Here is a 25797-nt window from a genome sequence, read left to right as displayed (position 1 = left end):
TTAATCATTCTTAGTGCCATAGAAATACAGCGAATGAGAATCAATTTTTACGCCAAATGCTTCTTCAATGGCTTCTTTGATTCCTTGGATTCTTGGGTCACAGAATTCAATAATTTCTTCAATTTCTTTATCAGAGTCTTTTTTGTAGATCACCAGGTGGTCATGCTGTTTATCAAAATAAGACTTTTCATAAGACGAAGAAGTCAATGTCTTTTCTCCGAACTGATGCTTACGGATTAAGCCCGCATCAAGGAAAATTTCAATCGTGTTGTAAATGGTTGCTTTGGAAACATGATATTTTTTCTGCATCATCAGAAGATACAGATCATCAACATTAAAGTGATGATCCATATTATAAATCTCTTCCAATATCGTATATCTTTCAGGTGTGTTTCTGAACCCCTTTTCCAATAAGTAGTTTCTCAAAACATCCTTGATCAAAGCAATATTTTTTTCTTTTTGTACTGTATCCATTAAAAAAATTATCTACAAATTTATTGAATTTTATTTAAATAGATAGCATGGTTAAATACGAGTGACTACGAGTTGTGACGGAAATAGCCGGACTGCTCGATCTTATTGTCATAAACTGTTAATTCTGTGATGGGTGCAGATTCTACTTCAACGTTATGAGAAGATACTCCCCAGGCCTTAAAATCATCACTTCCGATATACTTCACAAAGTTGTAAATATTAAGTGTAATCTTCTGTTTAACAGTTAAAAGGATATCGTTGATATAGGTGTTATCTATGATCACATATTTAAGATCCGGTGGTATATCATGAGCTCTTAAAGATGGATGGCTGCTTCTTGATGGAATAGTTCCGTCTGCCATTAAGTCTTTAAGAACCATATTGAAATAATCGTTGATTCTCCGGTCTACTTTAAATCCTAAAAGGAAGTTGATTTTATATACTGTTCCGGGAAGAATTTCATCTACTGTATATCTGAAAGTGTATGGATCTTCCTGGTTTACGATGCTCAGGATAAAGTAATGATCTGCTCTTTTCGGCTGTTTTTTGATGATGGAATAGATAATTTTTGATTCCACTTCATCATTTCTTTTTGCTCTGCTCAGATAGGCCAGATTGGTAGCATATTTCGGAATGGTTTCGTCCAGTTTCATGTCTTTAAGAATAGACACATATTTTTCTATTTTCACAAACTGGATAAATCTTGTTTTAATCAATCTTCCGTTATACCATGCATACATAGAAATTCCGATAGAACCAGCTAATACAACAGTGATCCATCCACCTTCCATGAATTTGATGATATTCGCACTGAAGAAACCTAATTCTATTGCCATATAAACCATTGCGAAAACCAGAATCAGGACTTTGCTTACTCTGTGTTTCAGCAGCCAGAAGACCAGCAAAACGGTTGTCATCAGCATGGTCACCGTAATGGAAAGTCCATAAGCAGCTTCCATTTTTCCTGACTCTCTGAAGTGAAGAACCACAATGATACACAGGATAAGAAGTCCCCAGTTGATTCTTGGAATATACATCTGTCCTTTTACTCCGGAAGGATAATCAATTTTCTGATTCGGCCAAAGGTTAAGAGACATTGCTTCCGAGAATATGGTGAAAGAACCTGTAATCAATGCCTGGCTGGCAATAATTGCGGCGGCAGTGGCTAAAATTACTCCCGGGATGATCATCCATTCCTGCATAATTCCAAAGAACGGGTTTACTACAGAAAATCCTGGTTTATTATGATTGGTCAAAAGCCACGCTCCCTGCCCAAGGTAGTTTAGGATAAGCATAATCTTAACGAATGCCCAGCTTATTCTGATGTTTTTAGCGCCACAGTGTCCTAAATCGGAATACAATGCTTCTGCTCCGGTTGTACAAAGGAAAACAGCTCCTAAAATAACAATAGCACTCGGAGAGTTGGCAATAAGCTTGTAAGCATAGTAAGGATTGAAAGATCTTAAAATCTCAAAATTTTCACTTAGGTGCATTACTCCCAGGCCTCCCAATACCAGAAACCAAACCACCATTATAGGACCAAAAAACTTCCCGATAAAGCTGGTCCCGAATTGCTGCACCACAAAAATGGCAATCAGAATTCCAATGGTAATAGGCACAACAGGGGTGTGCGGATTATAGATTTCAAGACCTTCAATAGCTGACATTACTGTCAGTGAAGGGGTGATTACTCCGTCTGCAATAAGCGCCGCAGCACCAATGATTGCTATGAGGTACAACCATCCTTTCTTAAGGTTTCTTACTAATGAAAACAATGCAAGAATACCACCCTCACCTTTGTTATCTGCTCTCAAAGCAATGATCACATATTTGATTGTGGTCTGCAGGGTAAGAGTCCAGATAATACAGGAAAGAGCTCCTTCTATGTACTCATTGAAAGGCATATTGCTTCCCTCGGACCTTGCATTCACAATTGCTTTCATTACGTAAAGCGGAGAGGTACCAATATCTCCAAAAACAATTCCTAGAGACACTAAAACTCCCATGAAGGAAAGTTTCTTTATGTCGAAGTGGTAACCATCTTCTGTAACTTCTGCCATATCAGCTTAATTTATTTTAAAGGCGCAAATTTATACTAATTTTATGACGTCAAGAATTTTTCTTCATAAATATAATAAATGAAAAAACTTCCTTTCGGAAGTTTTTCTCTATAACTATTTTACGTACATCGCTTTTTTAATTTCCTCTTTCACTTTTTCAAGTTTAGGGAACCACTCTGCAAATAATGCAGCAGAATAAGGTGCAGGTGCATCAGGAGTAGTAATTCTCTTGATAGGAGCATCTAAATAATCAAATGCTTTTTGCTGTACCATATAAGTAATTTCTGAAGAGACGGAACCAAATGGCCAGGCTTCTTCTAAAATAACAAGTCTGTTTGTTTTCTTTACAGATTCTAAAATTGTATCAAAATCAAGAGGACGAACTGTTCTAAGGTCAATAACTTCTACAGAAATTCCTTCTTTAGCCATATCTTCTGCAGCCTGTAAAGCCAGCTTCATGATTTTTCCGAAAGAAACCAAAGTAACGTCTGTACCCTGTCTCTTGATATCTGCTTTTCCTATTGGTAAGTAATATTCTTCTTCAGGAATTTCCATTTTATCTCCATACATCTGCTCGGATTCCATGAAAATAACAGGGTCATTATCCTGGATTGCCGTTTTCAATAATCCTTTTGCATCGTATGGGTTAGAAGGTACTACCACTTTAAGTCCCGGACAGTTGGCAAACCAGCCTTCGAAAGCCTGAGAGTGAGTTGCTCCTAATTGTCCTGCAGAAGCAGTAGGTCCACGGAAAACGATTGGGCAATTCCACTGTCCTCCACTCATCTGACGGATTTTCGCCGCATTATTGATAATCTGATCAATTCCTACCAATGAGAAATTGAATGTCATAAATTCTACAATGGGTCTGTTACCATTCATTGCTGCTCCCACAGAGATTCCAGTAAATCCAAGTTCTGCAATCGGTGTATCAATTACTCTTTTCGGACCAAATTCATCCAGCATTCCTTTTGAAGCTTTATATGCACCATTATATTCTGCAACTTCCTCCCCCATCAGATAGATGGATTCGTCTTTACGCATTTCCTCGCTCATTGCCTGTGCAATTACCTCACGAAAAGTATATTCTGCCATATTTTCTTGAAAAATTTAGACTACAAAAGTAGTGTTTTTTTATTATACACATCATAAAAAGGCGTTTCATTTGAATGGAAAATTTTAATGCTTAATTTTATTTATAACGGCTTTTCTTCGTAATAGCTCTCTTATCTGCAGTTTTTCTGAAGCCTCCAAAAAAAATTCCCGATATTTCTTTTATATAAAAAAATGACACCTTAATTCTGAGGTGTCATCTAAAATTCTATTTAAACTTATATTAATTAGCTTTCTCCCAAACCTGGGTTCTTCCTAATAAAGATAATCCTAAGTAACCTCTTACATTCAGTTTATCACCAGTTCTTGTAATGGTACATTTGTATGTTTTTCCTGTTTTAGGATCCGTAATAGTTCCTCCTGTGAACTCATCACCGTCTTTTTTCAATCCTCTGATGATTTCCAATCCTAAAATTGGTTTTCCCTTTCTGTCATCCTTACAAGCTGTACAGTTAGGATCAGAAGGCTTTATCAATAACTGAGAAACTTTCCCGTAATATTTCCCATCAGATTTTTTATATACCTCCACAATAGATTTCGCCTGTTTTGTCTCATCATCTATCGTTTTCCACTTACCTTCGATCTGTGCAAACGTAAGCACACTGAACAGCGAAAGCACGAATGTTAACAATAATTTTTTCATATTTCTTATAGTTTTAATTTTAATACAATATTCTTATCTACGTATTGATAAAAATATAAATTAATTTTCAACAAACAAAAACTTTTATTATACAAAGCATAAAGAGCTAAAGAAAAACAAGAATGTCAATCAAAAATCGATTATTTATCCTTAGTAAAGCTTCCTGTTAATTACCCTGTCCATATAATCCTGATACCAGGCCTTTGCCGTTTTCTTCCCTTGCTCTACTTCAGGATTTTTAACTTCATTCATAAGATTTTTTTCAAGGCTCAGATCAGATTGAGCATACACTCCGATGATTTCTTTTCCATCAAAGCGGTAAATATAATTTCCGATCATGAACTGATCCGTACTTCCATCTGAGTTGACTACTATGAAAGGATATTTTTTATCACTCACCAAACTTCTACCCCAGCTTCTGATAGGTTTGTTATACCCGATAAGATCAGCCAGTGTAGGATAAATATCAGCCTGCTGTGCAATTTCCTGGCTGACTCCTTTTAACTGATAGGCAGGATTCGGAGAATAGAAGACCAATGGAACTGCATAGCGGTTCATCGCTCTCTCATATTCAGGATAATAGACCTGATTGGTATGATCTCCCGTGAAAACAAAGATTGTATTATTGTACCAGGGCTGTTTTTTAGCCGTCTCAAAATATTGTTTGATTGCATAATCTGTATACTGCATCGGCTCGTGGATTTCTATTTTTCCCTTTCTAAATTTCCCGTTATATTTTTCAGGGATTTTAAAAGGGTGATGTGATGATGCTGTAAATACGGTGGCCATAAAAGGCTGTTTCTTTCCTACATTCTTAGCAAAATACTGAAGGAAAGGTTCATCCCAGATCGCCCACATTCCATCAAAATCCTCATCATGATTGTATTCTGTTTTTCCGAAATAATGTTTAAATCCTAAGATATTCCCGAATCCAAGGAATCCCATAGAACCATTAGGGGCACCATGATAAAAAGAAGTATCATAGCCAAGGTCATTACACACGGAAACAATAGACTGAATTTTCTGATTGGAATACGGAGATCCTGTAAATGCGTCGGTAAGACTCGGAATTCCGGCCAATACGCTGCTCATCCCATGAATAGACTGTCTTCCGTTTGCAAAAGTATTTGGGAAAATAAGACTTTGATTAGCTAAACTATCCATAAACGGAGTATAAGAAACGTAGTCTTTAATATTTTTGTCTTTATTGAAGGCTCCAGAATACTCTCTTCCGAAAGATTCTACAATGAAAATAACAATATTGGGACGGTTCTCCACTTTCCTGTCGTATACTTTATAGGGCTGAACATTTTCTTCGATAAACTTTTCATCTACAAAATGAACTTCCTTGAAATTATTGGTATTTAAAGTCCTGAAAAAGGAAAATGTACTATTGAGCACCATATTTCCCTGCAGCGGATTGGTTACAAAACGGGTTGCATCCACCATATTGATCGGTCTTGTACTGTGTTTAAAATCTCCTCGGATTCCTCCCACAACCAGCACCGCTGTAATACACAGCGTAAGAATGGAAGTGATAAAGTAAGGAAGTAGTTTCAAAGGTTTCACATCATCCACTTTCACCCTTTTGTAAAGGAAAACCCATAAAATCATCAGCACGACGTACCAAATCAGCACAAAAGGATGTTCACCAATAGAGATCATCAGTGTTTTGGAAACATTAGACTCATGTTCTGCCACCTGAAATACTGCTGAAGTAAGCCTTGCCTGAGAAAATTTATAGTAAATAAAATCTCCGAAATTCATCGCATACGCAATCCCGTTGGTAATGAAATACAGCCAGAAAAGAATCTTCTGAAAAACTTTCTTTGTATTGATCATCAAAGGCAATAAACTAAGGAGTATAAATAAGGCATTGACATATAAAATAGCTGTGGTATCGAAGGCTGTACCATGGAAAGCCAGCTTTATATATTCTGAAATGGAATCAACTTTAATCAGATCTTTATTAAAGTACCAGAATAAAAGTCTGGCAATCTGATAAAAAACATAGGCTAAAAAAATTCTGTAAACCAGTGCCAGAACTTCCTGTTTTCTAAATCCTTTTAAAAATTTCATGGGACAAATTTACATCAAAATCACTGTAATGCATTTTTTAGTTCATATTATTTTGAGTTAGAATTTCTAAAAACTGTAATTTTGTGCTTATGGATTTTATAAAGAATAATCTGGCCAATGCCTTAACCCTCGCTAATTTATTTGCAGGCTCTATTGGGGCAATACATCTAATATTAGGAGATTATCAGACAACAGCTATCTGTCTTATTCTCTCCTCGGTTTTTGATTTTTTTGACGGCTTTGTAGCCAGAGCTTTAAAATCAAATTCCAATCTTGGGCTTCAGCTGGACTCGCTTGCAGATATGGTAAGCTTTGGGGTAATCCCCGGACTTACGATGTATAAAGCACTTGAACCTTTTGGTGCAGAACTGCTTGGCATGCATTTTCCGTTTGAGATCAAATATCTGGGACTCATTGTCACTGTATTTTCCTGCCTGAGGCTTGCTATTTTTAATCTTGATGAAGAGCAGCGTTATTATTTCAAAGGATTGAATACACCAACCAATACCGTTTTGCTGTTCGGTCTTTATTATGCCTTTAAAGAAACCGGATCTTTCAGCTTTTTATTTGATAATGAATTGTTACTGGTTCTGCTTACTCTTCTTACTTCATGGCTTCTGATCAGCCCGATCAAGATGATGGCAATGAAATTCAAATCCAAACAGTTAAAAGATAACTATCCAAAAGTCTTACTATTAGTGGGAGGAATTGCTATTCTTGCCCTGTTCCAGACTGTGGGAATCCCGATGCTTGTTTTGTATTATATATTAGTATCAATAATATTCCAAAAACAATTAAATTAATCTGTACAATTGATGGGGAATGCTATATCCTCATTTCAAATTATCAAATTAACACATTTTCAAATAGAAAAAATGAATTTAAAACTCCATAAACCACTTTGTATTTTTGACCTGGAAACTACAGGAACCAATATCGGAAAAGACAGAATTGTTGAAATCTGTATTTTAAAAGTAAACCCGGATGCTTCCAGAGAAAGCAAAACATGGCGTGTAAACCCGGAAATGCCTATCCCTAAAGAAAGCAGCGAAATTCACGGCATTTATGATGAAGATGTAAAAGATGCTCCTACTTTCAGAGATATTGCTTCTAAAATTATGGAAATGATTACCGGAAGTGATTTGGGAGGATTTAATTCCAACCGATTTGATGTTCCGCTTTTGGCAGAAGAGCTTTTAAGAGTAGGAATGGATTTTGATCTGAGTAAATTCAGACTGGTAGATGCACAGACTATTTTCCATAAAAAAGAACCCAGGAATTTAGGAGCAGCTTACCAGTTCTACTGTGGAAAAACACTGGAAAACGCCCATTCTGCAGAGGCTGATGTAATGGCGACATTTGAAGTTCTTGACGCTCAGGTTGGAAAATATGACGATATTCCCAATGAAATAGCACCTTTAAGTGAATTTACATTCCACAATAAGAATGCGGATCTTGCCGGATTCATAGGATATAATGAAAAAATGGAAGAGATTTTCAACTTTGGAAAATATAAAGGACAGGGAGTGAAAGCAGTATTCCAAAAAGATTTAGGATATTTCGGATGGCTTCAGAATGCCGATTTTCCGTTGTATACCAAAAAAGTTTTTACAAAGATTCAACTATCAAGCAGATTTTAAAAATGTCAGAACTTGTTCGTTTTAAATTTTATGAGACCGCCCTTGAAGCTAACAGGGATAAGCAGATACTGGCTGAAAACGGTATCAACAGTTTCATTGCAAATGAGCAGCTTATCCAGTCGGATTGGCTTCTTTCACAGGCAGTAGGTGGTATACAGCTTCAGGTTTTTGAAGAAGATGTAGAAAAGGCCAGGCAGATTCTACAGGATTACAAAGACAATGAACAGTATTCATTGGAAGTAGAACATACTATTTCTGATCCTGAATTTGATTTTGTATGCCCAAAATGTGGTTCCAATCATATTTACAGGGATGACAGTGCCACGAGTTTCTTCGGCATTTCCTTTCTGACGAGCCATAAATTCAAATGCTATTATTGCGGGAATGAATTTAGTCATTAAGTTTAAAACTCAGTTTAAATATATTAAATTGTTTTTTAGAAAAGTAAAAAACAATTTAATATACAAAATTAACAGTAAGAAAAACTGAGATGATTAATAAATTCTGAAAAATTATACTAAATCATATTCTAACAATTTACCATTTTAACAACATACAACTATCTATAGTTTTAATATTATTATATCATGTTTAGAAAGAACACTTAAAAATTTATAGGTTTTTCTATTAAAAAATTCAAGCCTTTAGCTGTAAGTCTTATTAAATGTACTACTATGAATATCTTTGAAATTACTTCGCATCAAATGTTATTATTTTTTAAAAAAAATCGCATTAAACATGAAAGAAAAAATAAATAAATATGAAATTTTATTTACTAAATATTCAACATTATTAATTTTAATAAGACATATTGGCTCATTAATAATCAATTGGATATTTGGAGAATATTTATATCTATACATGGATATTTTCATACTTTGTACTATTACTCCAGCTTATATTTTAATTTTTCATGTTTCAACTTTTAATTTTTTGAAATTAGGATCTATAACAAGCATATACTATTTAATTTTAATGATATTATATTCTTCTATAGGGTACTCACAAAATTTGATAATTATATTATTATATATTTTTCTATTTCCTTTAGGATTTTTGTTTTTTTTTAATTTTAAAAAAACTTTTATTTTATCTTTTTCAATACTTTTAATATTTCCCCTCAGCTATCTGATTAAGATTTATTTTAAATTGGAAGTTATTTCAGAACAATATCAAACTCTATTTAATATTTACACAACTATTTTTTCATTAGTTTTATTTTTCACTTACTTATATTATTTTATTCAAACAAATAAGCTAAAATACGTTTATAAATATACTTTAAATAATGAAATTCATATTGATGAATTTTATTTAATAAAACCTCATATTTATAGCTTTTCATCTAATTCTACTGAGTTTACAAATGAAAGTATATATGATGATCAGTCACTTTATAAATTACTATTTGACAGAATAGAAAACTATATGCAGGTATATCAGCCCTGGAAATCATCAACTTATAATCTTAATCAATTAGCAAAAGATTTAAATTCGAATCATCAATATGTTTCCTTTGCAATAAATAAGTATACTGAAAATAATTTCAAAACTTACTTAAATAATTACAGATTAAAAGCTTTTATTGATGTAGCAAAAGATAAAAATGAACAAGGCCTTTTTTCTGTAAAAGAAATTTATCTTACTGTTGGCTTTGATAATCAAGCTACATTTAATCGTGTTTTTAAAAATAAATATTCTTTAACTCCCCAAGAATACTTAAATGATCTTAAAAATAATAACGTTTAGCTTCTTACAATTATTAAAAGGTGAAAAATCCACTAATCAAATACCTAAAAACTTAACCTTTCAAAAATTCTTAATAACATGATTAATCTCTTCTTTTTGATTATTTAAAAAATCAAAAAATTCTTCTTGTGTAAACTTCACTAAAAATGTATCCATTTGAACGGTATTTAATATAAACCAATATTTTTTCAAAAAAAATCCGGAAAAACTTAAGGTTTTCCCGGATCAAATATTAAATAATCATATTGATTTATAAAAAATCATAATTTAACTTAGTATACAAAAGGATAGAATGTTGCTAGTCCCCACCACTGCGCAGTATTATTTCTAACTCTTATTTTGCTAGTTGAAATGGTATTGCTTAATACATAAGTTGTTATACTATTTTGAGTTACCGTAGGTACTGCAGCTATCCCTACCCAAGATGATCCGTTCCAGTATTCGAACTGTAGTCCTGCTACATTTGCATAAGCAGAAACCCACTGTGCATTTCCTGCCCAACAAGTAACCGGGCCAGCTGATACAGCAATCTTTTTAACAACTTTTGCAGTCCCAAAATTGATCTCAATAAATTGATCTGCTGCAGTATTTGGGGAAGCCCAACCTGTTGTGTAACTACTATCTGTCATACTAGCCTGTGTAGCAGGACAGGTGTTTCCATATCCTGAACTTGAGGCAGAATAAGTACCCGTTTTGAATTCCGTAGGATTACCTAACGTTACCTCACATGATGAGCCAATTAAACTGATTGGAAAAGTTTCTTCTTTATAAGAATTACCTGTATAGGTTCCTGATACGTTATAAACGATAGATCCTGATCCGTTCACCATATTTCCGGCAGCTCTTGTTAAAGTAAGTCCACTTTTTGAAACCACTTCTGCATTATATGAAGAAGCAAGAGTAGCAGTATAGTTAACGGTTACCGTTCCCGTATATGACTGCCCATTAATTAAAGTATTGCTGGGAGAAAGAGAAACTACAGCCGCTTCACAATCCAATACAGGAGGAGTTACCTTTGAGTCCCAATATCCTACAGGATAGAAAGTTCCTATACCCCACCATTGTGCAGTATTATTTCTCACCCTTAGTCTTGAAATAGCAGGGGTATCGCAATTTATATCTATAATAGTTACTCTATCCTGATATAGTGTAGGAACAGAAGCTAACCCTACCCAAGATGACCCATTCCAATATTCTAATTGTAATCCTGCTTGATTTGCATAATAAGAAACATAGCTTGCATTTCCTGCCCAACAAGAAACGGGACCTCCAGATAGCACAACTTTTCTCACACCCATAGAAGGAAAAGTAATCTCTACCCACTGATTGGCTGTTGTATTTGGAGAAGCCCATCCAGAAGAATAATTTGTATCTGTCATGCCGAATTGTGTGGCTGGGCAACTATTTCCATATCCATCACTAGAAGCTTTATAAACCCCTGATAAATAATCAGACTGATTATCTCCAATTACTACATTACATATACTGTTTCCTTCCACATTAATGTCTGCGGTTACAATAGCGCAATTACTTCCTGAATAAGTACCTCCAATAGTGTACTCTACAAAACCTGAAGGAGTGGCAAAAGTTCCTGCAGCACGAGTAAGTGTAATACCGCTAGGCAATGTAACAGTTTGTGCAGGATATGTTATACCGCTTTGATAAGCTTTATAAGGAATTCTTACCGTTCCTCCGCTATACGTTGTACCTGCCTTTAGGTATTTTATAGGAGTCATTCCATACACAAAAGCATTTGCACAATCCACAACAATGGATGAATTAAGGACTTCCCCAGATTTTTCACACACTAATCCATTTCCTGCAAACCTTGCTTTAAAAGGACCTGGTACAGTCGGCGTTCCGGAAATAGTATAAGATAAAATAGCACTTGCACCTGCATTAATAGTTATTGGCTGAGCCGGAGTTGGACCAGAAACAGAGAGCCCACCTGTTGCTCCTGATAAAGTAACATAATTAGTAAAATTACCGGTAATAGGAGCAAATGTATTATTATCAATCTTAAATTTAATAACATTAGCAGCAGTATTCGCTACATTTACAATATAATTACCTTCTATTGAACTTCCCGGACAATCAATACTTACTATAGCTCCTTTTGGCTCTCCTAAACATTCCCATGTTGGATTATCTGGTGTTCCAAAATTATAGTTCAAACAACCATCGCTATCACCACCTCTACAATCTGTACAGTAAACGATTAACCCTGCAGCCGGTTTTGTAATAGCATCTCGCACTGTTTTTTTCATTCTCGGTGGCAAGAAACCTTTAGTAGAAGAATTCACATCTAACATTGCGCTAGGATTAATGTTAGTGTCAGAACCAATACCAACTTCTCCTATTCTATAAATAGCGATATTCTTGTTAGCTGCTGCATCCGTTGTAGTTCCATTTAAATACCATTCAGTAGACGGCTTAGGCTGATATGTAATGTATTTAGATGTTGTGGTATCATACTTCCAAAAAGAACCATCCACAGAAGATGAATATACACTATTGGGGTTAGCAGTGACATTTGGAGTAAATAGTGTTGATACTATATTTGGATCTGTAGTATCAAAACTCACTAAACTTGCGACCTCCTCATTAACCTTAACCCATTTTTCCCCATCGTTATAATAAAAACCTTGAGTGACAGCAGAACCAAAAGTACTTTTGTTATATACTATCATGCCTCTTACGTGTAACGTTAATGGGTTAGGCAAATTCAAATCAGTCAATACAACCCTTGGTATTAATACTCCTTTTGTATCACTTACTACATCTAGTACAGAGTTTGGATCTGGTGTTATTGTATTTATCCCCACTTGAGAAAAAGTAAAGGAATAAAATAACAACAACAAAATTAATTGTAATTTTTTCATTTTCTATTTTTTAAAATTCTGAAACAAAGAAAATTAAAATGTTTACAATTAATTTTATAAAACATAAAAACCACAAAACATTATTTAAAATAATATAAATACAACAGTATCAATACTTTATTTTTTTTTGATTTATTAAAATAATTTATTCTAAATATTTATTTATAATTATTATTTAACATTATATATAAAAGAGATTCAACATAAAATTCTTAACAGGTACAGTCGATAGGAAGTATGAATAAAAATCTAGTACATTTTGAAGAATTTGCATGTCCAAAACCATCATTACGTAATGTGCTATTGTTTCCACTCCATTAGAACTTACAGTATAATGATAGGGGAAACTTACAGTATCTAATAATTCTTATATTCATAAGATTCCGGCAGCCCTTTAACATTCATTCTCATTTCTCGAAAGCTTTTTAATTTTTCATAATAATTTAGTTTTAAAATATTCTGTGGAGACTCTTTTATATGTGAATTTTAACTCCTAATATTTGTATAAATATAAAATTCAACAAACACTTTGTTCATTTAATGTAATTATCCTTAAATTGATGCAGTATTTTGTACATAATAGTATATTTGCATTATCAACAAAAACAACCGTTATAGTACAAATGGGCTGATCTCCGATCGTAAATTGAGGGTACTAAATCATAAAAATAATAATTACAGGATTTTTGAACAGCAAAATTATTTTGTATAAAAAATCTTATAAAAAGAAGATTGTATTTTCGAGTATACTGAGTATTAAACTCAAATGGACTATGATCTTAAAAAATATATAGAAAAATAATGCTTTAAAGTTAAATTAAAAAGCAATTAAGTTATGAAAATCATCTGCATAGGAAGAAATTACAGTGAGCATGCGAAAGAATTAGGAAACGAAATTCCTGAGAATCCTGTTATTTTTATGAAACCGGATACTGCCGTTCTAAAGGGGAATGATTTCTACATTCCTGAATTTTCAAATGATATTCACTACGAACTGGAAGTGGTATTAAAAATTTCCAAGGGTGGAAAATATATTCAGAAAGAAGCAGCGCACAAGCATTATGAAGAAATTGGTCTTGGAATAGATTTTACAGCCAGAGATCTTCAGAGTGAACTGAAATCAAAAGGGCTTCCATGGGAACTTGCCAAAGGTTTTGACGGTTCTGCTGTGGTAAGCAGTTTCTTTAAAAAAGAGAGTTTCAGCCTTGAAAACCTTCAGTTTTCGTTGTTAAAAAATAAAGAAAAAGTACAGGATGGTAATACTAAAGATATGATGTTCAGTTTTGATGATATTGTAACTTTTGCTTCCCAGTATTTTACACTGAGAGTAGGTGATCTGATCTTCACAGGAACTCCGAAAGGGGTTGGAAAGGTGGAAGAAAATGATATTCTGGAAGCTTACCTTGAAGAGGAAAAAATCCTTGATATCCGAATATTATAAGTATTTAATACCAAAGTCTGACAAATTTTTCCTATCTTTAGGTAACAAAACCAGAGGTTATGATAAATATTGTATTACCCGTAGATTTTGGGGACAAGACAGACCAATTGGTAGACGGTGCCATAAAATTTGCAAAACAGCTTAATGGCAGAATTTACCTGATCCACGTAGCACCATCAGATATCGGCTTTGCCATTGGTGATATGGGATTTCAATATTTTCCCGAAGTGGAAGCCAACGAAATCAGAGAAGAGCTGGTGCAGCTTAATAAAATTGAGCAAAGAATCATCAGCCATGATATCGATTGTGAGCATCTTTTAAAACAGGGACTTGCAAAAGATATTATTCTGGAACATGCAAAGGAAAAAAATGCAGATTATATTGTGATGGGATCACACGGCAGAAGCGGAATTTATGATGTATTCGTGGGAAGTTTAACCAAAGGAATTACTAAAAGTTCAACTATTCCTGTTCTGGTACTTCCAATTCACGACTAAAAAATAAAATTTTAATCGTTAGTAATAAAAAAACCGATCAAATCACAATGTTTGATCGGTTTTTTACTATATAACCAATTAATTAACCTTCTTTTTTGTAGATATTCGGATCGTAGTAAGGATGCTTACCTTCCGTTGGGGAATAATAGTCTTTATCTTTGTCACCACCTAGCGTAACCACAAGTACGTAGCACCAATAAGTAAATAGTACACAGCAAACTATAAATAGAATCCAGTTTAAAACATTTCCAAACGCATCAAAGAAACCGAAAGTCCATTTGAAAACTTTGCTTAAGAATAGAAAGAAAGACGTCATTATTTTCCTTTTTTAAATTAACTTTGTACAAATTTATAAAAAATGTTTAAATTACTTTCAAAAGAAAGCAATATTTTTTCAATTCCTGTTTATATTGGTTTTCTTCTTTTAGTAGTAATAATATTTAACATACTGAATTTCAATACATATGAAGCCATAGTTGCCGGGATAACTTTTCTGGGAATTGCTTTGGGATATTTTGGTTTTCATAGTATTGCCCTTAATTATCAGACCCATCTGCCATTATTTTTATACACCTTTTTTATTTTCGGGCTGTATCCCGGAAACCTGGATATAGGAATTGCCGTTTCTCTGCTTACCAATTCCTTTCTTATACTTCTTTTGACAAGTACAGATGAAGATATCAGAAAGAAGTCCTATGTATTGGTGGGATCTATTGTTGCCCTGAACTTTATATTTCTTCCTACCACGTGGCCTATGGCTGTTTTTGTAATCATACACGTGGTTGCTACCTCTGCCAAAATCGGGTTGAATCTTTTCAGGTTTCTTCTGGGAATTGGTCTGATTGCGTTCAGTTATTTCTCTGTAATGTATTTCGTTCAGTTCACTTCATGGAATATTGATTATTTTCCGTTTGGAAAAATGAAACCGGTAACAGATTATACGGAACTTCTGCCGTTGATCCCTGTATTGCTGATGCTTATTTACGCAGTGTATGACCATTTTAAAAATTATAACAAGAAAAGTCCGATAAGCAGATATAAATACACTTTCCTGCTGGTCTTTTCTGTAGCACAGCTTATTTCCATCATTCTATATATGAATAAAAGCTATGAATATCTGCTTCTTCTGGCCTTTCCTTCAAGTATTATTCTGAGCAGAATGATGAGATTTTTACCTAAATACTGGATGCGTGAAGCCAGTGTATGGCTTATTATTATTAGTTTACTGACCTTTAAAGCGGGTACAGTTTTTGATTTATTTTAAAAAATTATGATTCAGATAGACGATAAATTGATTTCTGAGGAAATTTTTTCCGAAGAATTTGTTTGCAACCTTACGAAATGTAAAGGTGCATGTTGTGTGGAAGGAGATGTGGGAGCTCCGTTGGATAAAGACGAGCTTGAAATATTGGACAGTATTTTTGATAAAATAAAGCCTTACCTTACCCAGGAAGGAATTAAAGCCCTTGAAGAACAGGGAACATGGACTACTGATCCACACGACGGAATGTATGTTACCCCCATGGTGGAGAACCGCGAGTGTGCCTATGTAACCTTTGATGAAAAAGGAATTACCAAATGTGGTATTGAGAAAGCATATGAAGATGGTGCTGTAGACTGGCAGAAGCCTATTTCATGCCATCTCTACCCCATCCGTGTTACGGAATATTCTTCCTTTACCGCATTGAATTATCATGAGTGGAATGTATGCAGCGATGCCTGTACGCTCGGAAAAGAGCTTCAGGTTCCTGTTTATAAGTTTTTAAAAACTCCACTGACGAGAAAGTATGGTGAAGAATTTTATACTGTTCTCAGCGAAGCCGCTGAAGAATGGAAAAAAGAATATGGTTCTTAACTGATACGTATTTGAATGAAATAATAAAAACCGCAGAGAGATCTGCGGTTTTCTTATTGCTTACGGTAAAGAAAAAATGAATTAGTTCACTATTCCTGCTTTTTGGGTTCATCTTTTTTAACTTTTTCCCATCCGTCTTCCGGCATTAGTATCGCTATATTTTTTTCCTTTGTGAGGTATTTTTTTGCAACATCCTGGAGGTCTTTTACAGTAAGTGCTTTTACTTTATCCTGGTAATTCAGAATAGCATATTGATCACTTCCGTCTAATTGATTTTGGGCAATGCCCTGCAGCCAGAATCCATTGTCTTTAAGGCTGGTTTGATATTCATTGTATTCTCCTTCTTTATATTTATCAAGATCCTTTTGTTCCGGTCCTTTATCTATTAATTTCTGTAATTCGGTCATTACACTTTTGGTAAGCTTATCTGCATTTTCAGGACCACAAGGGAAATTGATATTAAAATCATAGGCACTATATGGGACTTTACTGAAACTTCCTCCTGCACCTCCGTTGTAAATACCGCTTTCGTCTTCTCTCAGTTTTTCAAGAACTTTAATCGTAGCTACTTCTCCAAGAGCTGAAAGCGCCAAAGCTTCCTTCTCATTATAAGGCGCTTCACCATTGTAAGAAATTGTTACAAGACTCTTCGGCTCTTTTCCTTTTTTATAAACTTTTGTGTATCCTCCTTTCAGTGGCCTGTAACCTGTATCTTTAAATGTAGATGATTTTCCTGTTGCAGGAAGTGAAGCAATATACTGCAGAACTTCATTTTTAAGCTGCCCTTCCTCTATACTCCCTACAAAATAGAAGTGGAAATTACCTGCATTGGCAAATTTCTGTTTGTAGATATCATAGGCTTTTTTATAATCTGTATTTGCCCAATCTTTTTCGGTAGGTTCAAGGCTGGTAAATCTTGGGTTTTTCTGATTGATAAATTTGGAATATTCATTGGAGAAATAATATTGCGGATCTGAATCTACATTCGCCAGCATTGAAGATTTCTTTGTTTTGTAGGCGCTGAATGATTCGGGATTGTAATTCAAGTCTGTAAAACAGGCATAAATCAATTCCATAGCTGTTTTCAGATCTTTTTTCGAACTTGTTCCGGAGACCCCGTCTGTAAGACCACCTACATAAGAGCTTACACTTACCTGTTTTCCTGCAAGATAATGGGTAAGATCTGTCTTGGAAAGACCTGCTAATCCAGCTTCCAGCAAAGCATCGAATGCAAATTTTGTTGTATTGTAATCAGCATCCGGAATGACAGAAACACCTCCCAGGCTTATTCCTGCAAAAACAATTTCATCGTCTTTAAAATCTGTTTTTTTGAAGGTTACTTTAGCTCCGTTGCTTAATGTCCAGGTGGTTGTTCCTAATTTGGCATCCGTTTCCGTTTTTGTTATTTTTCCATCAGATTTGAAAGGTTTTATCAGACTTTCAATTTTAGTTTTTTCTTCATAAGGTTTAAGATCAGCCATTTTAACAGTATCAAATGTATTCAGCACCATAGCCTCTGTCGGCATTTTAATATTATCTTTTTTTGGCCCTGTAATGACGATTACCCTGCTGTCATCTTTTACAAACTTTTTGATAATTCCATTGGTTTGCTCCAGTACTATGGTTGGAAGGATTTCTTTAATATGCTCATATCCCCATGTAATCCCAGGTATGGGCTCCTGTCTCAAGAAATTGTTCACATAACCATCTATCAGATCACCGCTTTCGTTTTTGTCTTTGTTGTTGTAGGCCCATTCATAAGATGAAAGCATCTGATCTTTTGCTCTGTCCAATTCAGATTGGGTAAATCCGAATCTTTTTGCTCTTTCCACTTCTTCCAAAAGGACTCTCAGTGCATTCAGCTGATCGCCGTCTTTTGTAGCTGCTGCTCCCTGAAATGCTTCTTTACTTCTTGCATAAGTTCCTCCGTGGTAAACAGATCCATAAGTAAAGGGTGGATTCGTAGAGTTAACCAGTTCTGCCAATCTGCTGTTCAGCATCATATTCACAAGACTTTCTACAATACTCTGATCATATTGCTGAACCGTTACATCCGGCTGGTACGTTTCAGAATCTTTGATGATGAATTGTACTCCTGAACCTGTTGCATCAGGATCAGTTTCAATAGCTACCATTGCTTCTTCATGATTCGGAAGATCAAAAGATTTTCTTTCTCTAGGTTTTGAAGGATTTTTATATTTGCTGAAATTATCCTTAATTTTTCTCTCGATTTCATCTATATTGATATCTCCAACTACAACAATTGCCATCAGATCGGGCCTGTACCAATCCTGATGAAATTTTCGGATAAGATCAGGTTTGAAATTTTCAATTACTTCTTTTTTACCAATAGGAAGTCTTTCTGCATATTGAGATTGGTATAAAAGCTTAGGAAGGTATTTATCCATCATTCTTTTATCAGGTCCAAGACCTAATCTGAGTTCTTCCAGTACCACTCCTCTTTCTTTATTGATCTGTTCGTCAGAAAGTGTCGCATTAAATGCCCAGTCTTCCATCACTTTCAGTCCTGCATCGAGATTACCGGGTTTATCCAACGGAACAGGAAGCATGTAAACCGTTTCATCGAAACCTGTAGAAGCATTAAGGTGCTGACCGAACTTTACCCCAATCGACTGTAAAAAATCTACTAATTTGTTATCCGGAAAATTCCTGGTTCCATTGAAATTCATGTGCTCCATAAAGTGAGCCAGCCCTCTTTGATTTTCGTCTTCAAGAATAGATCCGGCATTAATCGCCAGACGGAATTCTACTTTTTTCTCAGGTAAAGCATTTTTTTTGATGTAGTACTTCATTCCGTTGGAAAGAGTACCAATTCTTAAGGACGGATCCACAGGGATGTTTTGTCCATACATATTGACAGACATCAGGAAGATGACTGAAAACGAAGATAACATTCTTTTCATCTACATTATTTTGACCTTTCAAAAATATTAATTCTCCCAGCGATGAGGCTTTGCCAGAGGGTTAAATTCAAGTTAAAAAATGTAATTATAATAAAATGAAAACAAATTATTGTTTTTATGTTACTTAAATTGATTTTTAATTAAAAAAATTCATCAATTAGTTAAAATAGACTAATTAAAAATAATGTTATTTTCTTATTTTACTCTTAAATTATGGTAAATCCACTATGATATTCCCTTTCTAAAACAAAAAAAATATTATATCGTACTATGGTTTTATCATTTTAATTAAAAAAATTCAGTTATCAACCTATTTCTAAAACAACGCAATAGCACTTTCAGCGAGCTTATGTGCTTTTCGGGTACATATTCTATACTAAAAAACCGGGAAATTCCCGGTTCTTTATCTCTTAAAAAGCAATTTTTACTTAAAATCGGCATCCGAAACTCCGGAATTGATGACCACTTTGTTCGTTTTAATTGTCATTTTCTGACCTCCTCCCTCAGCTTCTACTTCAGCCGGAAACTGTATTCCATCTACAGCCATATAGCTTTTAATGGTTGCTTTACCTTCCCCTGCATCCGTCTTATATAAAAGTCCTGTTCCAGCATCGAAATAAAATTTTCCTTTGTCTGAAGACAATACATTATAGTCTTTTCCATCAAGTTTTTCTGTAGATATAGTCTGGAAATTAGACGCATCAAATGCTAAAGCATCCATTGGTTTTCCTTTTTTAAGGTCTGCAATTTTGTCAGCAGGAATATCTGTTTTAGTTCCCATCTGATCAAAATATCCTTTCTCACCGTCAAAAAGCTGCACCATTTCTTTACCCATGAAAGATTGTACAGATTTGAATTTATTCCCTAATTTCTTAGTGGTCATTTGGATTTCCATTCCCTGCACAGCAACTGTGTTATCAGTAATAGTAGATTTTACAGCGTCCAGTTTATCTTTTCCACCTAATGCTTTGAAATAATTATCAACAACATCTTTAGGTGTAAGTTTTGATTTCACTGCTTCTGTTTTAGCAGATGCAGCCGCTTTTTTCTGAGCTGCTGCAGGTACTGAGAAAAGTACAGCGCAGAAAAACGGAATAATGATCTTTTTCATATTTATAATAAAGTTTAAAGGGTAAATATAGGAATATTGGCGGACATACAGATAAATGATGAGTGATAAGTGATGAATGATGAGTGATGAATATTTACATCATAAAAAAACCGCCAAAGAATTGACGGTTTTCAAATATTTATATCTGACTATAATTATTTTTTAAGTTCTTCTAAAAATTCGTCGTGAGAAATTTTAGTTTCTTTTTTGCTCGCTTTTTCAAGAATTACATCTTTCAGTTTAGCCATCGCTACTTCAGAAGAAATTTGTCTTACCTGCTCCTGGTCTTTCAACATTTCAACAGCATATTTCTGGATTTCTTCATCTCCTAAGTGGTGGATTCCGTAGATAGCCAATTGGTTTTTTACTAACTGTTCAGCCTGAGCCAATACATCAGCATAGTCAAGGTTAATTTCGTTTTCAGTCATCAATTTACCTTCGATGATCTGATATTTCAACTGGTTTTTCTCGGCTTCAAGAATTTCTTTAGCCTGATCTTCAGACTGGATATTCTGGTTAGAGAATAATAACCACTTCACAAGGAAAGATTCAGGAAGTTTTACTTCTTCTTTCTCAGTTACTTGTTCTAATACTTTATTCACGAAGTGAACATCAGCATTCTGTTGGAAATACTCGTCTAATTCAGTCTTAACTTTATCTTTAAGTTCTTCTTCGGATTTAATGTTTCCTTCTCCGTATACTTTGTCGAAAAGATCCTGATTAAGTTCAGCCAACTTTAATGAATAGAAATCTTTCACTTTAACTTCTAATTCATTGTGGTGCAGGTGCTCAACTTCTTCTTTGCTGAATCCTAATTCTTTAGCTAATTCTTCGTCACCTGCAAGAGTTTCTTTCGTTACTTTTACAGAACCTTCCATTTTCAAACCTTTTACCAATTTGAAAGCTTCTTTGTTTTCAGCTGTGATGGTAAGGTTTTTTGGGTGGTGGTGGTGCTCTCCTTCAGCATCTTCTTCCACAACCTGAGAAACTTCTAAAGCAATGTAAGAATCTTTAGTGATTTTATCCTGAGGAACCTGCTCTGCGAAACGCTTCTGCATGTTTTCAATACTCTTGCTGATTTCTTTATCGGAAGCTTCTACTTTGTAATGAGGTGCTTCATATTTAGCTAAATCTATAGTGAATTCAGGCTCATATCCTACTTCGAAAGCAACTTCTAATTGATCAGCATTGTAATCTAATTCGTTTACTGGCTGAGGAACAGGCTGACCAACTAATCTTAATTTGTTTTCATTAACATAGTTGTTTAAAGCATCAGAAACCTGTCTGTTGATTTCTTCAAATGCAATACCTGCTTCATATTGTTTTTTAACCATACTCAAAGGCACTTTCCCTTTTCTGAATCCAGGAACTTGCGCATTTTTAGCATAATTAATCAACTGCTTCTCTACTTTTTCTTTGTAGTCAGATTTTTCCAATGTTACTGTAAGCAATGCACTTACGTCATCATGGTTTTGTGCGGTAACCTTCATTATTGATTAAAATTTTAGGTTGCAAAAATAGGAATTTTTTATGAAAAAAACTCATTTAAAATCAACTTATAACGCCAAATATTGTTAAATAAAAAACCACCGGAGAATTCCGGTGGTCCAAACAAGATTAAAGGTATATTAATTAATAATATTGTAGTTGGCCTGTGCATCTGTTTCACCTCCTGTATGAGTTCCGTAAATCACTCCGTTTCCACTAACAGCAGAAGCTTCAGAAACTGTTACCGGCTCATGGAATAATGTAAGAACCAGCTGACTAGGTGCAGAAGCATTTTTTACAGCAGTATTGACCACCCATTTTGTTTTCAACCCAACACGGTTTCCGTCATCTCTTTTGGAAGATTCATCATCTGTACGGGTTAAGGTGATATCTGAGTTTGGAAAGTTGTATACCAGGAAATGTTCATTTTTTGCTTCTTTAATTTCCTGAGTAGCATCTTCGTCACCATTTTTGAAAATAACTTCTACATTATAAGTGTGGCCATTGATCAGTTTAACATTAGGGTTCGTGGTACTGTTCACCTGATAATCATAAACTACAGGAACTCCTGTAGCTTCATCCGTTACTTTTAAAAGAACATCTGACAGTTCTTCCTGAGGAAGATCATCTGCTTCATCATCGCTTCTGTTACACGATGTTAAGCTTAAAGAAACGGCTAAGAATAAAAGTCCTAAGATAAGCGTTGTATTTTTAAAAATATTTTTCATGTTTTTGATTTTAAGTAATTAAAATTGATATTTAAGAGTTAAAATAAAGTTTCTTCCCATTTCGTTGGAAAAGAAACGAAGTCTGTTCAGATAATCTCTGTACGACGTATTGAATACATTTCGGACTGAAAAATCAATTCCGAAATTTTTAGACAGATTCACCCCTGTCTGAAGGTTCCAAAGGGAATATCCGTTTGGAGGTGTAGAAATATCCACTTCTTCATTGTAAGGATTTCCGTCAGAATCGAATAATCTGATCGGAACGTTATAAACAGGAAATCTTGTCTGTTTCAGATAAGTATTGTTACTCACTGTGAAATAGAAGTTTTTCCATTCTTTTTTACTGAATTCCAAGGAATTGTTAAAATTCGGCGGCATCATGAGAATAAGCGGCACATCATGAGTAGTATCCTGCCCATATACATAGGAACCGCTTCCTTTATAAGTCAGATTATCTGTAATTTTAAGCTGAGCATCGATATCCAGTCCATACATTTTTGCATTGATCTGCTGATAACTATACTCTACAAAAGCTCCACCCCATTGTGTATTCAGATAACCTGTAGGAATCTGATTGATGAAATTCTGAGTATAAAAGAAATATGGGTTTACAGAAATGTTCAATCCTTTTAGGACATTTGCTTTTATGTCTGCCACTAAATTAAACTGATTTCCGGTTTCACTCTTCATTCTCATATTTCCTCTCTCAATGATCGCTGCAGAATGGTGAAGCCCATCTGCAAAAAGCTCTGCGATATTTGGAGATCTTGAAACTCTGGCGTAATTGAATTTCAGGTTAAAATATTCGGATGGGTGATAGACAATTCCACCGTTTACTGAAACATTATTATACGTTAATGATGGCTTGGTAAGAATTCTGTTTTGGTTTATTCTTACTACAAAATTTGAATAATCTGCCGCATATTTTTTATTCCAGTCGCTCAGACCAAACCATTTTGTTACATCATAATGATCGTAATCATATCTCCCCCCCAGTTCAATATCCAGTTCCGGCGCAATTTTATATTTTAGTACAGAATAGATTCCTGCATAATATCTGTCATAGTTCGGGACAAGACGTCTTGCCTCGGTCTGCGTATTGGAATAGTTGTTCTGATACCCTGCGTTAATCCCTGTTTCAAGATTCCAGTTTCCTCTTTCTATCAGGTGATTTACATTAAGATCGTTGGTGATCAGCTCAAGATTCAATGCCGGTTTTTTACTCAAAGCTTCTGTACGTCTGATATCATACTCTTTTCTATGATTGTACTGAAAGCTGTAAGTAGCCGTTATTTTTCCAAAATTTTCAAACCTTTTGTAAGCCGAAACTTTAGCGATATGATGTTCAATTTCCTGTTTAGGATTGTCAATATCATAGCTAAAACCTCTCTGATAAATTGGTTCCGGAGATGTAAGAGCATTACGCAGATCTTCAGAGTTTCCTACGTGAGAACTTCTAAGGATTCCGACTGTGCTTTTCGTCAGATAGTAATCAAATGAAAAACCTTTTTCAAATGTCATCTTCTGTACACCGAAATTAAATCCTGAACTCTCAAGCCCTGTATTCATCAAACCATACTCAGGAGCTTCAAGATCCCCCAGCTTTTTATAGCTTCCATTGGTTTTGATGGCCCAGCCATTCTCCCAGGTTTTTGCAAGCTTAACATTGAGATCAGCCCCTCTTCCGTTTGAAATTCCGGAAAGAGAAACATTTCCCATAATAGTATCTTTCTTTGGTAAAATCTGAGGTTGTAAAACAACGACTCCACCTACAGCACCCGCTCCATATTTCAAAGCAGATGCTCCTTTGATCACATCGATATGTTCAAAATTATTGACATCCACGTTAGGAGCGTGTTCTACTCCCCATTCTTGTTCAGCCAGCTTCACCCCATCATTAAGAATGGAAACTCTGCTTCCATAAAGACCATGAATAATAGGCTTAGCGATATTATTTCCGGTTTTAAGAACATTGACACCGGAAATATTGGTTAATAAATTCCCTAAGTTTTCGGTGACATTTCTTGAAAGCGTTGATTTATCAAGTGTTTTCACCACCATGCTTCCATTGTTCTTGTGGCTTCCGTGAACGGTCACTGTCTCAATGTCTTTGACGTGATGCTCCAGCGTAATAACCAGATGTACATCCTGATAGACTCCTATATTTTCAGTATAATCATCACAATCCGGATGTTGTGCAATGAGTGTATACTTCCCTGCAGGAATTTTATCTAAAGAAAATTTACCTTTCTTGTCTGTTTTGGCTGTAAAGTTCCCGATTTTAATCACTGCATTTTCCAGCAATGTTTTATCATGGAAATCCTGAACGGTTCCCTCTACAGTATACGTTTTTTGTGCACTTGTAAATACTGATCCACAAAAGATCAGCAGCAGGCAATATATCAATTTCATTGTAAATAGATTGATTGCGTACCCTTTTCAACAGGGTACATTTTTCGTTAAAATTTGTGGGAAGGGTTAGTTTTGATAGTACAATGCATTCGTTGTAAGAAGTTAGGATCTGAAAATTAGAAATTGAACATTATTTAAATATCAATTACAGATTATCAGGTGTTTTTCCCAACAACTTTAAACTTTAAACATTGAATTTTAAAGTACAAAACTTTAAACCCTATAGAATCTATGAATTATGCAATTGCGGGCGGTCCCCGAAGCTGGAAGGTGAATTTGGTCTGTGACCAGATTTTCTCCTGAACGGCGATAATTTGTTTTACCTCATGGCTGTAATTCTCAACAGTAAAAGCGAATTCTTCAGGAGCTAATGTATGTCCGGTAACCAAAAAGTGGCAGGCCAGACAGTCGCCAGCTTTCTCTTTAGTAACGGCTTTCGTCATCGTATTCTCTGCTTTTTTAAGATGAAAAGCCTTAAAATAATCTACAGAATCGTGATGGTGAAAGCTTTGAGAAAGCAGCGCGAGGAAATATACTCCAAACAACAGCTTGGAGATAAAACTCTTTAGGTTTCTGCTTTCTTTAATAATCATGGTTCAAAATTATGAAAATAATTTAATTGTTTCCTTTAAACTTTTATTAAATTACTTAATGATTGTTGACAATAGGTAGAAATGAGTACGATTTTGTTACAAAAAAAT

Annotated in this window: 21 protein-coding genes; 8 read left to right on the top strand and 13 right to left on the bottom strand. The window is 34.8% G+C overall.

Annotation, left to right across the window (positions count from 1 at the left end; genetic code table 11):
- The 5 genes from C8D70_RS08960 to C8D70_RS08940 all read right to left on the bottom strand — a co-directional run bounded on the left by C8D70_RS08960 (position 1) and on the right by C8D70_RS08940 (position 6369).
- The gene (locus tag C8D70_RS08960; RefSeq protein ID WP_027374694.1) at positions 1 to 474 is read right to left on the bottom strand and encodes a Fur family transcriptional regulator; all 474 of its coding nucleotides are present in this window, start codon (positions 472 to 474) and stop codon (positions 1 to 3) included.
- Positions 475 to 539: 65 nt separating this feature from the next.
- The gene (locus C8D70_RS08955; protein WP_076596355.1) at positions 540 to 2534 is read right to left on the bottom strand and encodes a KUP/HAK/KT family potassium transporter; all 1995 of its coding nucleotides are present in this window, start codon (positions 2532 to 2534) and stop codon (positions 540 to 542) included.
- 114 nt (positions 2535 to 2648) lie between these two features.
- Positions 2649 to 3629 (bottom strand): pyruvate dehydrogenase complex E1 component subunit beta, encoded by a 981-nt coding sequence (locus C8D70_RS08950; protein WP_076596356.1) that lies wholly within the window; start codon positions 3627 to 3629, stop codon positions 2649 to 2651.
- Between the two features lie 241 nt (positions 3630 to 3870).
- Entirely contained in the window at positions 3871 to 4290 is a 420-nt protein-coding gene (locus C8D70_RS08945) for a DUF2147 domain-containing protein (RefSeq protein ID WP_110367084.1), read from the bottom strand.
- Between the two features lie 150 nt (positions 4291 to 4440).
- A complete protein-coding gene (locus C8D70_RS08940; protein WP_110367083.1) occupies positions 4441 to 6369 on the bottom strand; it encodes an LTA synthase family protein in 1929 nt (642 codons plus the stop codon).
- A gap of 89 nt (positions 6370 to 6458) precedes the next feature.
- Between C8D70_RS08940 and C8D70_RS08935 the strand changes: the two genes are divergently transcribed.
- The 4 genes from C8D70_RS08935 to C8D70_RS08920 all read left to right on the top strand — a co-directional run bounded on the left by C8D70_RS08935 (position 6459) and on the right by C8D70_RS08920 (position 9758).
- Positions 6459 to 7172 (top strand): CDP-alcohol phosphatidyltransferase family protein, encoded by a 714-nt coding sequence (locus tag C8D70_RS08935; protein ID WP_076596359.1) that lies wholly within the window; start codon positions 6459 to 6461, stop codon positions 7170 to 7172.
- A 72-nt stretch (positions 7173 to 7244) separates the two neighbouring features.
- Positions 7245 to 8009: a 3'-5' exonuclease gene (locus C8D70_RS08930; protein WP_110367082.1), complete on the top strand. Its 765-nt coding sequence runs from the start codon at positions 7245 to 7247 to the stop codon at positions 8007 to 8009.
- Positions 8010 to 8011: 2 nt separating this feature from the next.
- Positions 8012 to 8410, top strand: coding sequence for a DUF2007 domain-containing protein (locus tag C8D70_RS08925; protein ID WP_110367081.1), 399 nt, complete (start codon positions 8012 to 8014; stop codon positions 8408 to 8410).
- Positions 8411 to 8747: 337 nt separating this feature from the next.
- Positions 8748 to 9758: a helix-turn-helix domain-containing protein gene (locus tag C8D70_RS08920; RefSeq protein ID WP_110367080.1), complete on the top strand. Its 1011-nt coding sequence runs from the start codon at positions 8748 to 8750 to the stop codon at positions 9756 to 9758.
- A gap of 272 nt (positions 9759 to 10030) precedes the next feature.
- On the opposite strand, the gene C8D70_RS08915 is transcribed toward C8D70_RS08920, so the two are convergent.
- A complete protein-coding gene (locus C8D70_RS08915; protein ID WP_110367079.1) occupies positions 10031 to 12448 on the bottom strand; it encodes a discoidin domain-containing protein in 2418 nt (805 codons plus the stop codon).
- A gap of 1027 nt (positions 12449 to 13475) precedes the next feature.
- Between C8D70_RS08915 and C8D70_RS08910 the strand changes: the two genes are divergently transcribed.
- Together C8D70_RS08910 and C8D70_RS08905 are read left to right on the top strand one after the other, a co-directional pair.
- Positions 13476 to 14081 (top strand): fumarylacetoacetate hydrolase family protein, encoded by a 606-nt coding sequence (locus tag C8D70_RS08910; RefSeq protein WP_110367078.1) that lies wholly within the window; start codon positions 13476 to 13478, stop codon positions 14079 to 14081.
- Between the two features lie 59 nt (positions 14082 to 14140).
- Positions 14141 to 14578 (top strand): universal stress protein, encoded by a 438-nt coding sequence (locus tag C8D70_RS08905; protein WP_076596364.1) that lies wholly within the window; start codon positions 14141 to 14143, stop codon positions 14576 to 14578.
- Positions 14579 to 14660: 82 nt separating this feature from the next.
- Here the strand turns inward: C8D70_RS08905 and C8D70_RS08900 are convergent, their stop codons facing one another.
- A complete protein-coding gene (locus C8D70_RS08900; RefSeq protein ID WP_047434770.1) occupies positions 14661 to 14894 on the bottom strand; it encodes a DUF6341 family protein in 234 nt (77 codons plus the stop codon).
- Positions 14895 to 14936: 42 nt separating this feature from the next.
- On the opposite strand from C8D70_RS08900, the gene C8D70_RS08895 reads away from it, so the two are divergent.
- Both C8D70_RS08895 and C8D70_RS08890 read left to right on the top strand, forming a co-directional pair.
- Complete coding sequence (locus C8D70_RS08895) at positions 14937 to 15842, top strand: DUF6427 family protein (protein ID WP_076596365.1); 906 nt, start codon at positions 14937 to 14939, stop codon at positions 15840 to 15842.
- A gap of 6 nt (positions 15843 to 15848) precedes the next feature.
- Positions 15849 to 16433 carry a DUF3109 family protein gene (locus C8D70_RS08890; protein WP_110007981.1) on the top strand — a complete coding sequence of 195 codons (585 nt, stop codon included), beginning with the start codon at positions 15849 to 15851 and terminating at the stop codon, positions 16431 to 16433.
- Positions 16434 to 16522: 89 nt separating this feature from the next.
- On the opposite strand, the gene C8D70_RS08885 is transcribed toward C8D70_RS08890, so the two are convergent.
- From C8D70_RS08885 to C8D70_RS08860, 6 genes are all read right to left on the bottom strand, one after another.
- On the bottom strand, positions 16523 to 19357 hold the full coding sequence (locus C8D70_RS08885; protein WP_110367077.1) for a M16 family metallopeptidase: 2835 nt from the start codon (positions 19355 to 19357) through the stop codon (positions 16523 to 16525).
- A gap of 424 nt (positions 19358 to 19781) precedes the next feature.
- Positions 19782 to 20468 (bottom strand): hypothetical protein, encoded by a 687-nt coding sequence (locus C8D70_RS08880; protein ID WP_110367076.1) that lies wholly within the window; start codon positions 20466 to 20468, stop codon positions 19782 to 19784.
- Positions 20469 to 20623: 155 nt separating this feature from the next.
- Positions 20624 to 21958 (bottom strand): trigger factor, encoded by a 1335-nt coding sequence (locus C8D70_RS08875; RefSeq protein ID WP_110367075.1) that lies wholly within the window; start codon positions 21956 to 21958, stop codon positions 20624 to 20626.
- A 138-nt stretch (positions 21959 to 22096) separates the two neighbouring features.
- Positions 22097 to 22684 (bottom strand): hypothetical protein, encoded by a 588-nt coding sequence (locus tag C8D70_RS08870; protein WP_076596370.1) that lies wholly within the window; start codon positions 22682 to 22684, stop codon positions 22097 to 22099.
- 18 nt (positions 22685 to 22702) lie between these two features.
- Entirely contained in the window at positions 22703 to 25096 is a 2394-nt protein-coding gene (locus C8D70_RS08865) for a TonB-dependent receptor (RefSeq protein ID WP_110367074.1), read from the bottom strand.
- A gap of 236 nt (positions 25097 to 25332) precedes the next feature.
- Positions 25333 to 25689 carry a hypothetical protein gene (locus C8D70_RS08860; protein WP_181416109.1) on the bottom strand — a complete coding sequence of 119 codons (357 nt, stop codon included), beginning with the start codon at positions 25687 to 25689 and terminating at the stop codon, positions 25333 to 25335.
- Positions 25690 to 25797: the final 108 nt, after the last annotated feature.

Source organism: Chryseobacterium sp. CBTAP 102 (genome assembly GCF_003201365.1).
Classification (GTDB): domain Bacteria; phylum Bacteroidota; class Bacteroidia; order Flavobacteriales; family Weeksellaceae; genus Chryseobacterium; species Chryseobacterium candidae.
Note: the sequence above shows the minus strand (reverse complement) of the source record. Positions and strands in the feature narration are given on the sequence as shown.

Excerpts from the sequence above, each read along its gene's own strand:
- C8D70_RS08960 (WP_027374694.1), bottom strand. The coding sequence starts at position 474 with ATGGATACAGTACAAAAAGAAAAAAATATTGCTTTGATCAAGGATGTT.
- C8D70_RS08955 (WP_076596355.1), bottom strand. The coding sequence starts at position 2,534 with ATGGCAGAAGTTACAGAAGATGGTTACCACTTCGACATAAAGAAACTT.
- C8D70_RS08950 (WP_076596356.1), bottom strand. The coding sequence starts at position 3,629 with ATGGCAGAATATACTTTTCGTGAGGTAATTGCACAGGCAATGAGCGAG.
- C8D70_RS08945 (WP_110367084.1), bottom strand. The coding sequence starts at position 4,290 with ATGAAAAAATTATTGTTAACATTCGTGCTTTCGCTGTTCAGTGTGCTT.
- C8D70_RS08940 (WP_110367083.1), bottom strand. The coding sequence starts at position 6,369 with ATGAAATTTTTAAAAGGATTTAGAAAACAGGAAGTTCTGGCACTGGTT.
- C8D70_RS08935 (WP_076596359.1), top strand. The coding sequence starts at position 6,459 with ATGGATTTTATAAAGAATAATCTGGCCAATGCCTTAACCCTCGCTAAT.
- C8D70_RS08930 (WP_110367082.1), top strand. The coding sequence starts at position 7,245 with ATGAATTTAAAACTCCATAAACCACTTTGTATTTTTGACCTGGAAACT.
- C8D70_RS08925 (WP_110367081.1), top strand. The coding sequence starts at position 8,012 with ATGTCAGAACTTGTTCGTTTTAAATTTTATGAGACCGCCCTTGAAGCT.
- C8D70_RS08920 (WP_110367080.1), top strand. The coding sequence starts at position 8,748 with ATGAAAGAAAAAATAAATAAATATGAAATTTTATTTACTAAATATTCA.
- C8D70_RS08915 (WP_110367079.1), bottom strand. The coding sequence starts at position 12,448 with ATGATAGTATATAACAAAAGTACTTTTGGTTCTGCTGTCACTCAAGGT.
- C8D70_RS08910 (WP_110367078.1), top strand. The coding sequence starts at position 13,476 with ATGAAAATCATCTGCATAGGAAGAAATTACAGTGAGCATGCGAAAGAA.
- C8D70_RS08905 (WP_076596364.1), top strand. The coding sequence starts at position 14,141 with ATGATAAATATTGTATTACCCGTAGATTTTGGGGACAAGACAGACCAA.
- C8D70_RS08900 (WP_047434770.1), bottom strand. The coding sequence starts at position 14,894 with ATGACGTCTTTCTTTCTATTCTTAAGCAAAGTTTTCAAATGGACTTTC.
- C8D70_RS08895 (WP_076596365.1), top strand. The coding sequence starts at position 14,937 with ATGTTTAAATTACTTTCAAAAGAAAGCAATATTTTTTCAATTCCTGTT.
- C8D70_RS08890 (WP_110007981.1), top strand. The coding sequence starts at position 15,849 with ATGATTCAGATAGACGATAAATTGATTTCTGAGGAAATTTTTTCCGAA.
- C8D70_RS08885 (WP_110367077.1), bottom strand. The coding sequence starts at position 19,357 with ATGAAAAGAATGTTATCTTCGTTTTCAGTCATCTTCCTGATGTCTGTC.
- C8D70_RS08880 (WP_110367076.1), bottom strand. The coding sequence starts at position 20,468 with ATGAAAAAGATCATTATTCCGTTTTTCTGCGCTGTACTTTTCTCAGTA.
- C8D70_RS08875 (WP_110367075.1), bottom strand. The coding sequence starts at position 21,958 with ATGAAGGTTACCGCACAAAACCATGATGACGTAAGTGCATTGCTTACA.
- C8D70_RS08870 (WP_076596370.1), bottom strand. The coding sequence starts at position 22,684 with ATGAAAAATATTTTTAAAAATACAACGCTTATCTTAGGACTTTTATTC.
- C8D70_RS08865 (WP_110367074.1), bottom strand. The coding sequence starts at position 25,096 with ATGAAATTGATATATTGCCTGCTGCTGATCTTTTGTGGATCAGTATTT.
- C8D70_RS08860 (WP_181416109.1), bottom strand. The coding sequence starts at position 25,689 with ATGATTATTAAAGAAAGCAGAAACCTAAAGAGTTTTATCTCCAAGCTG.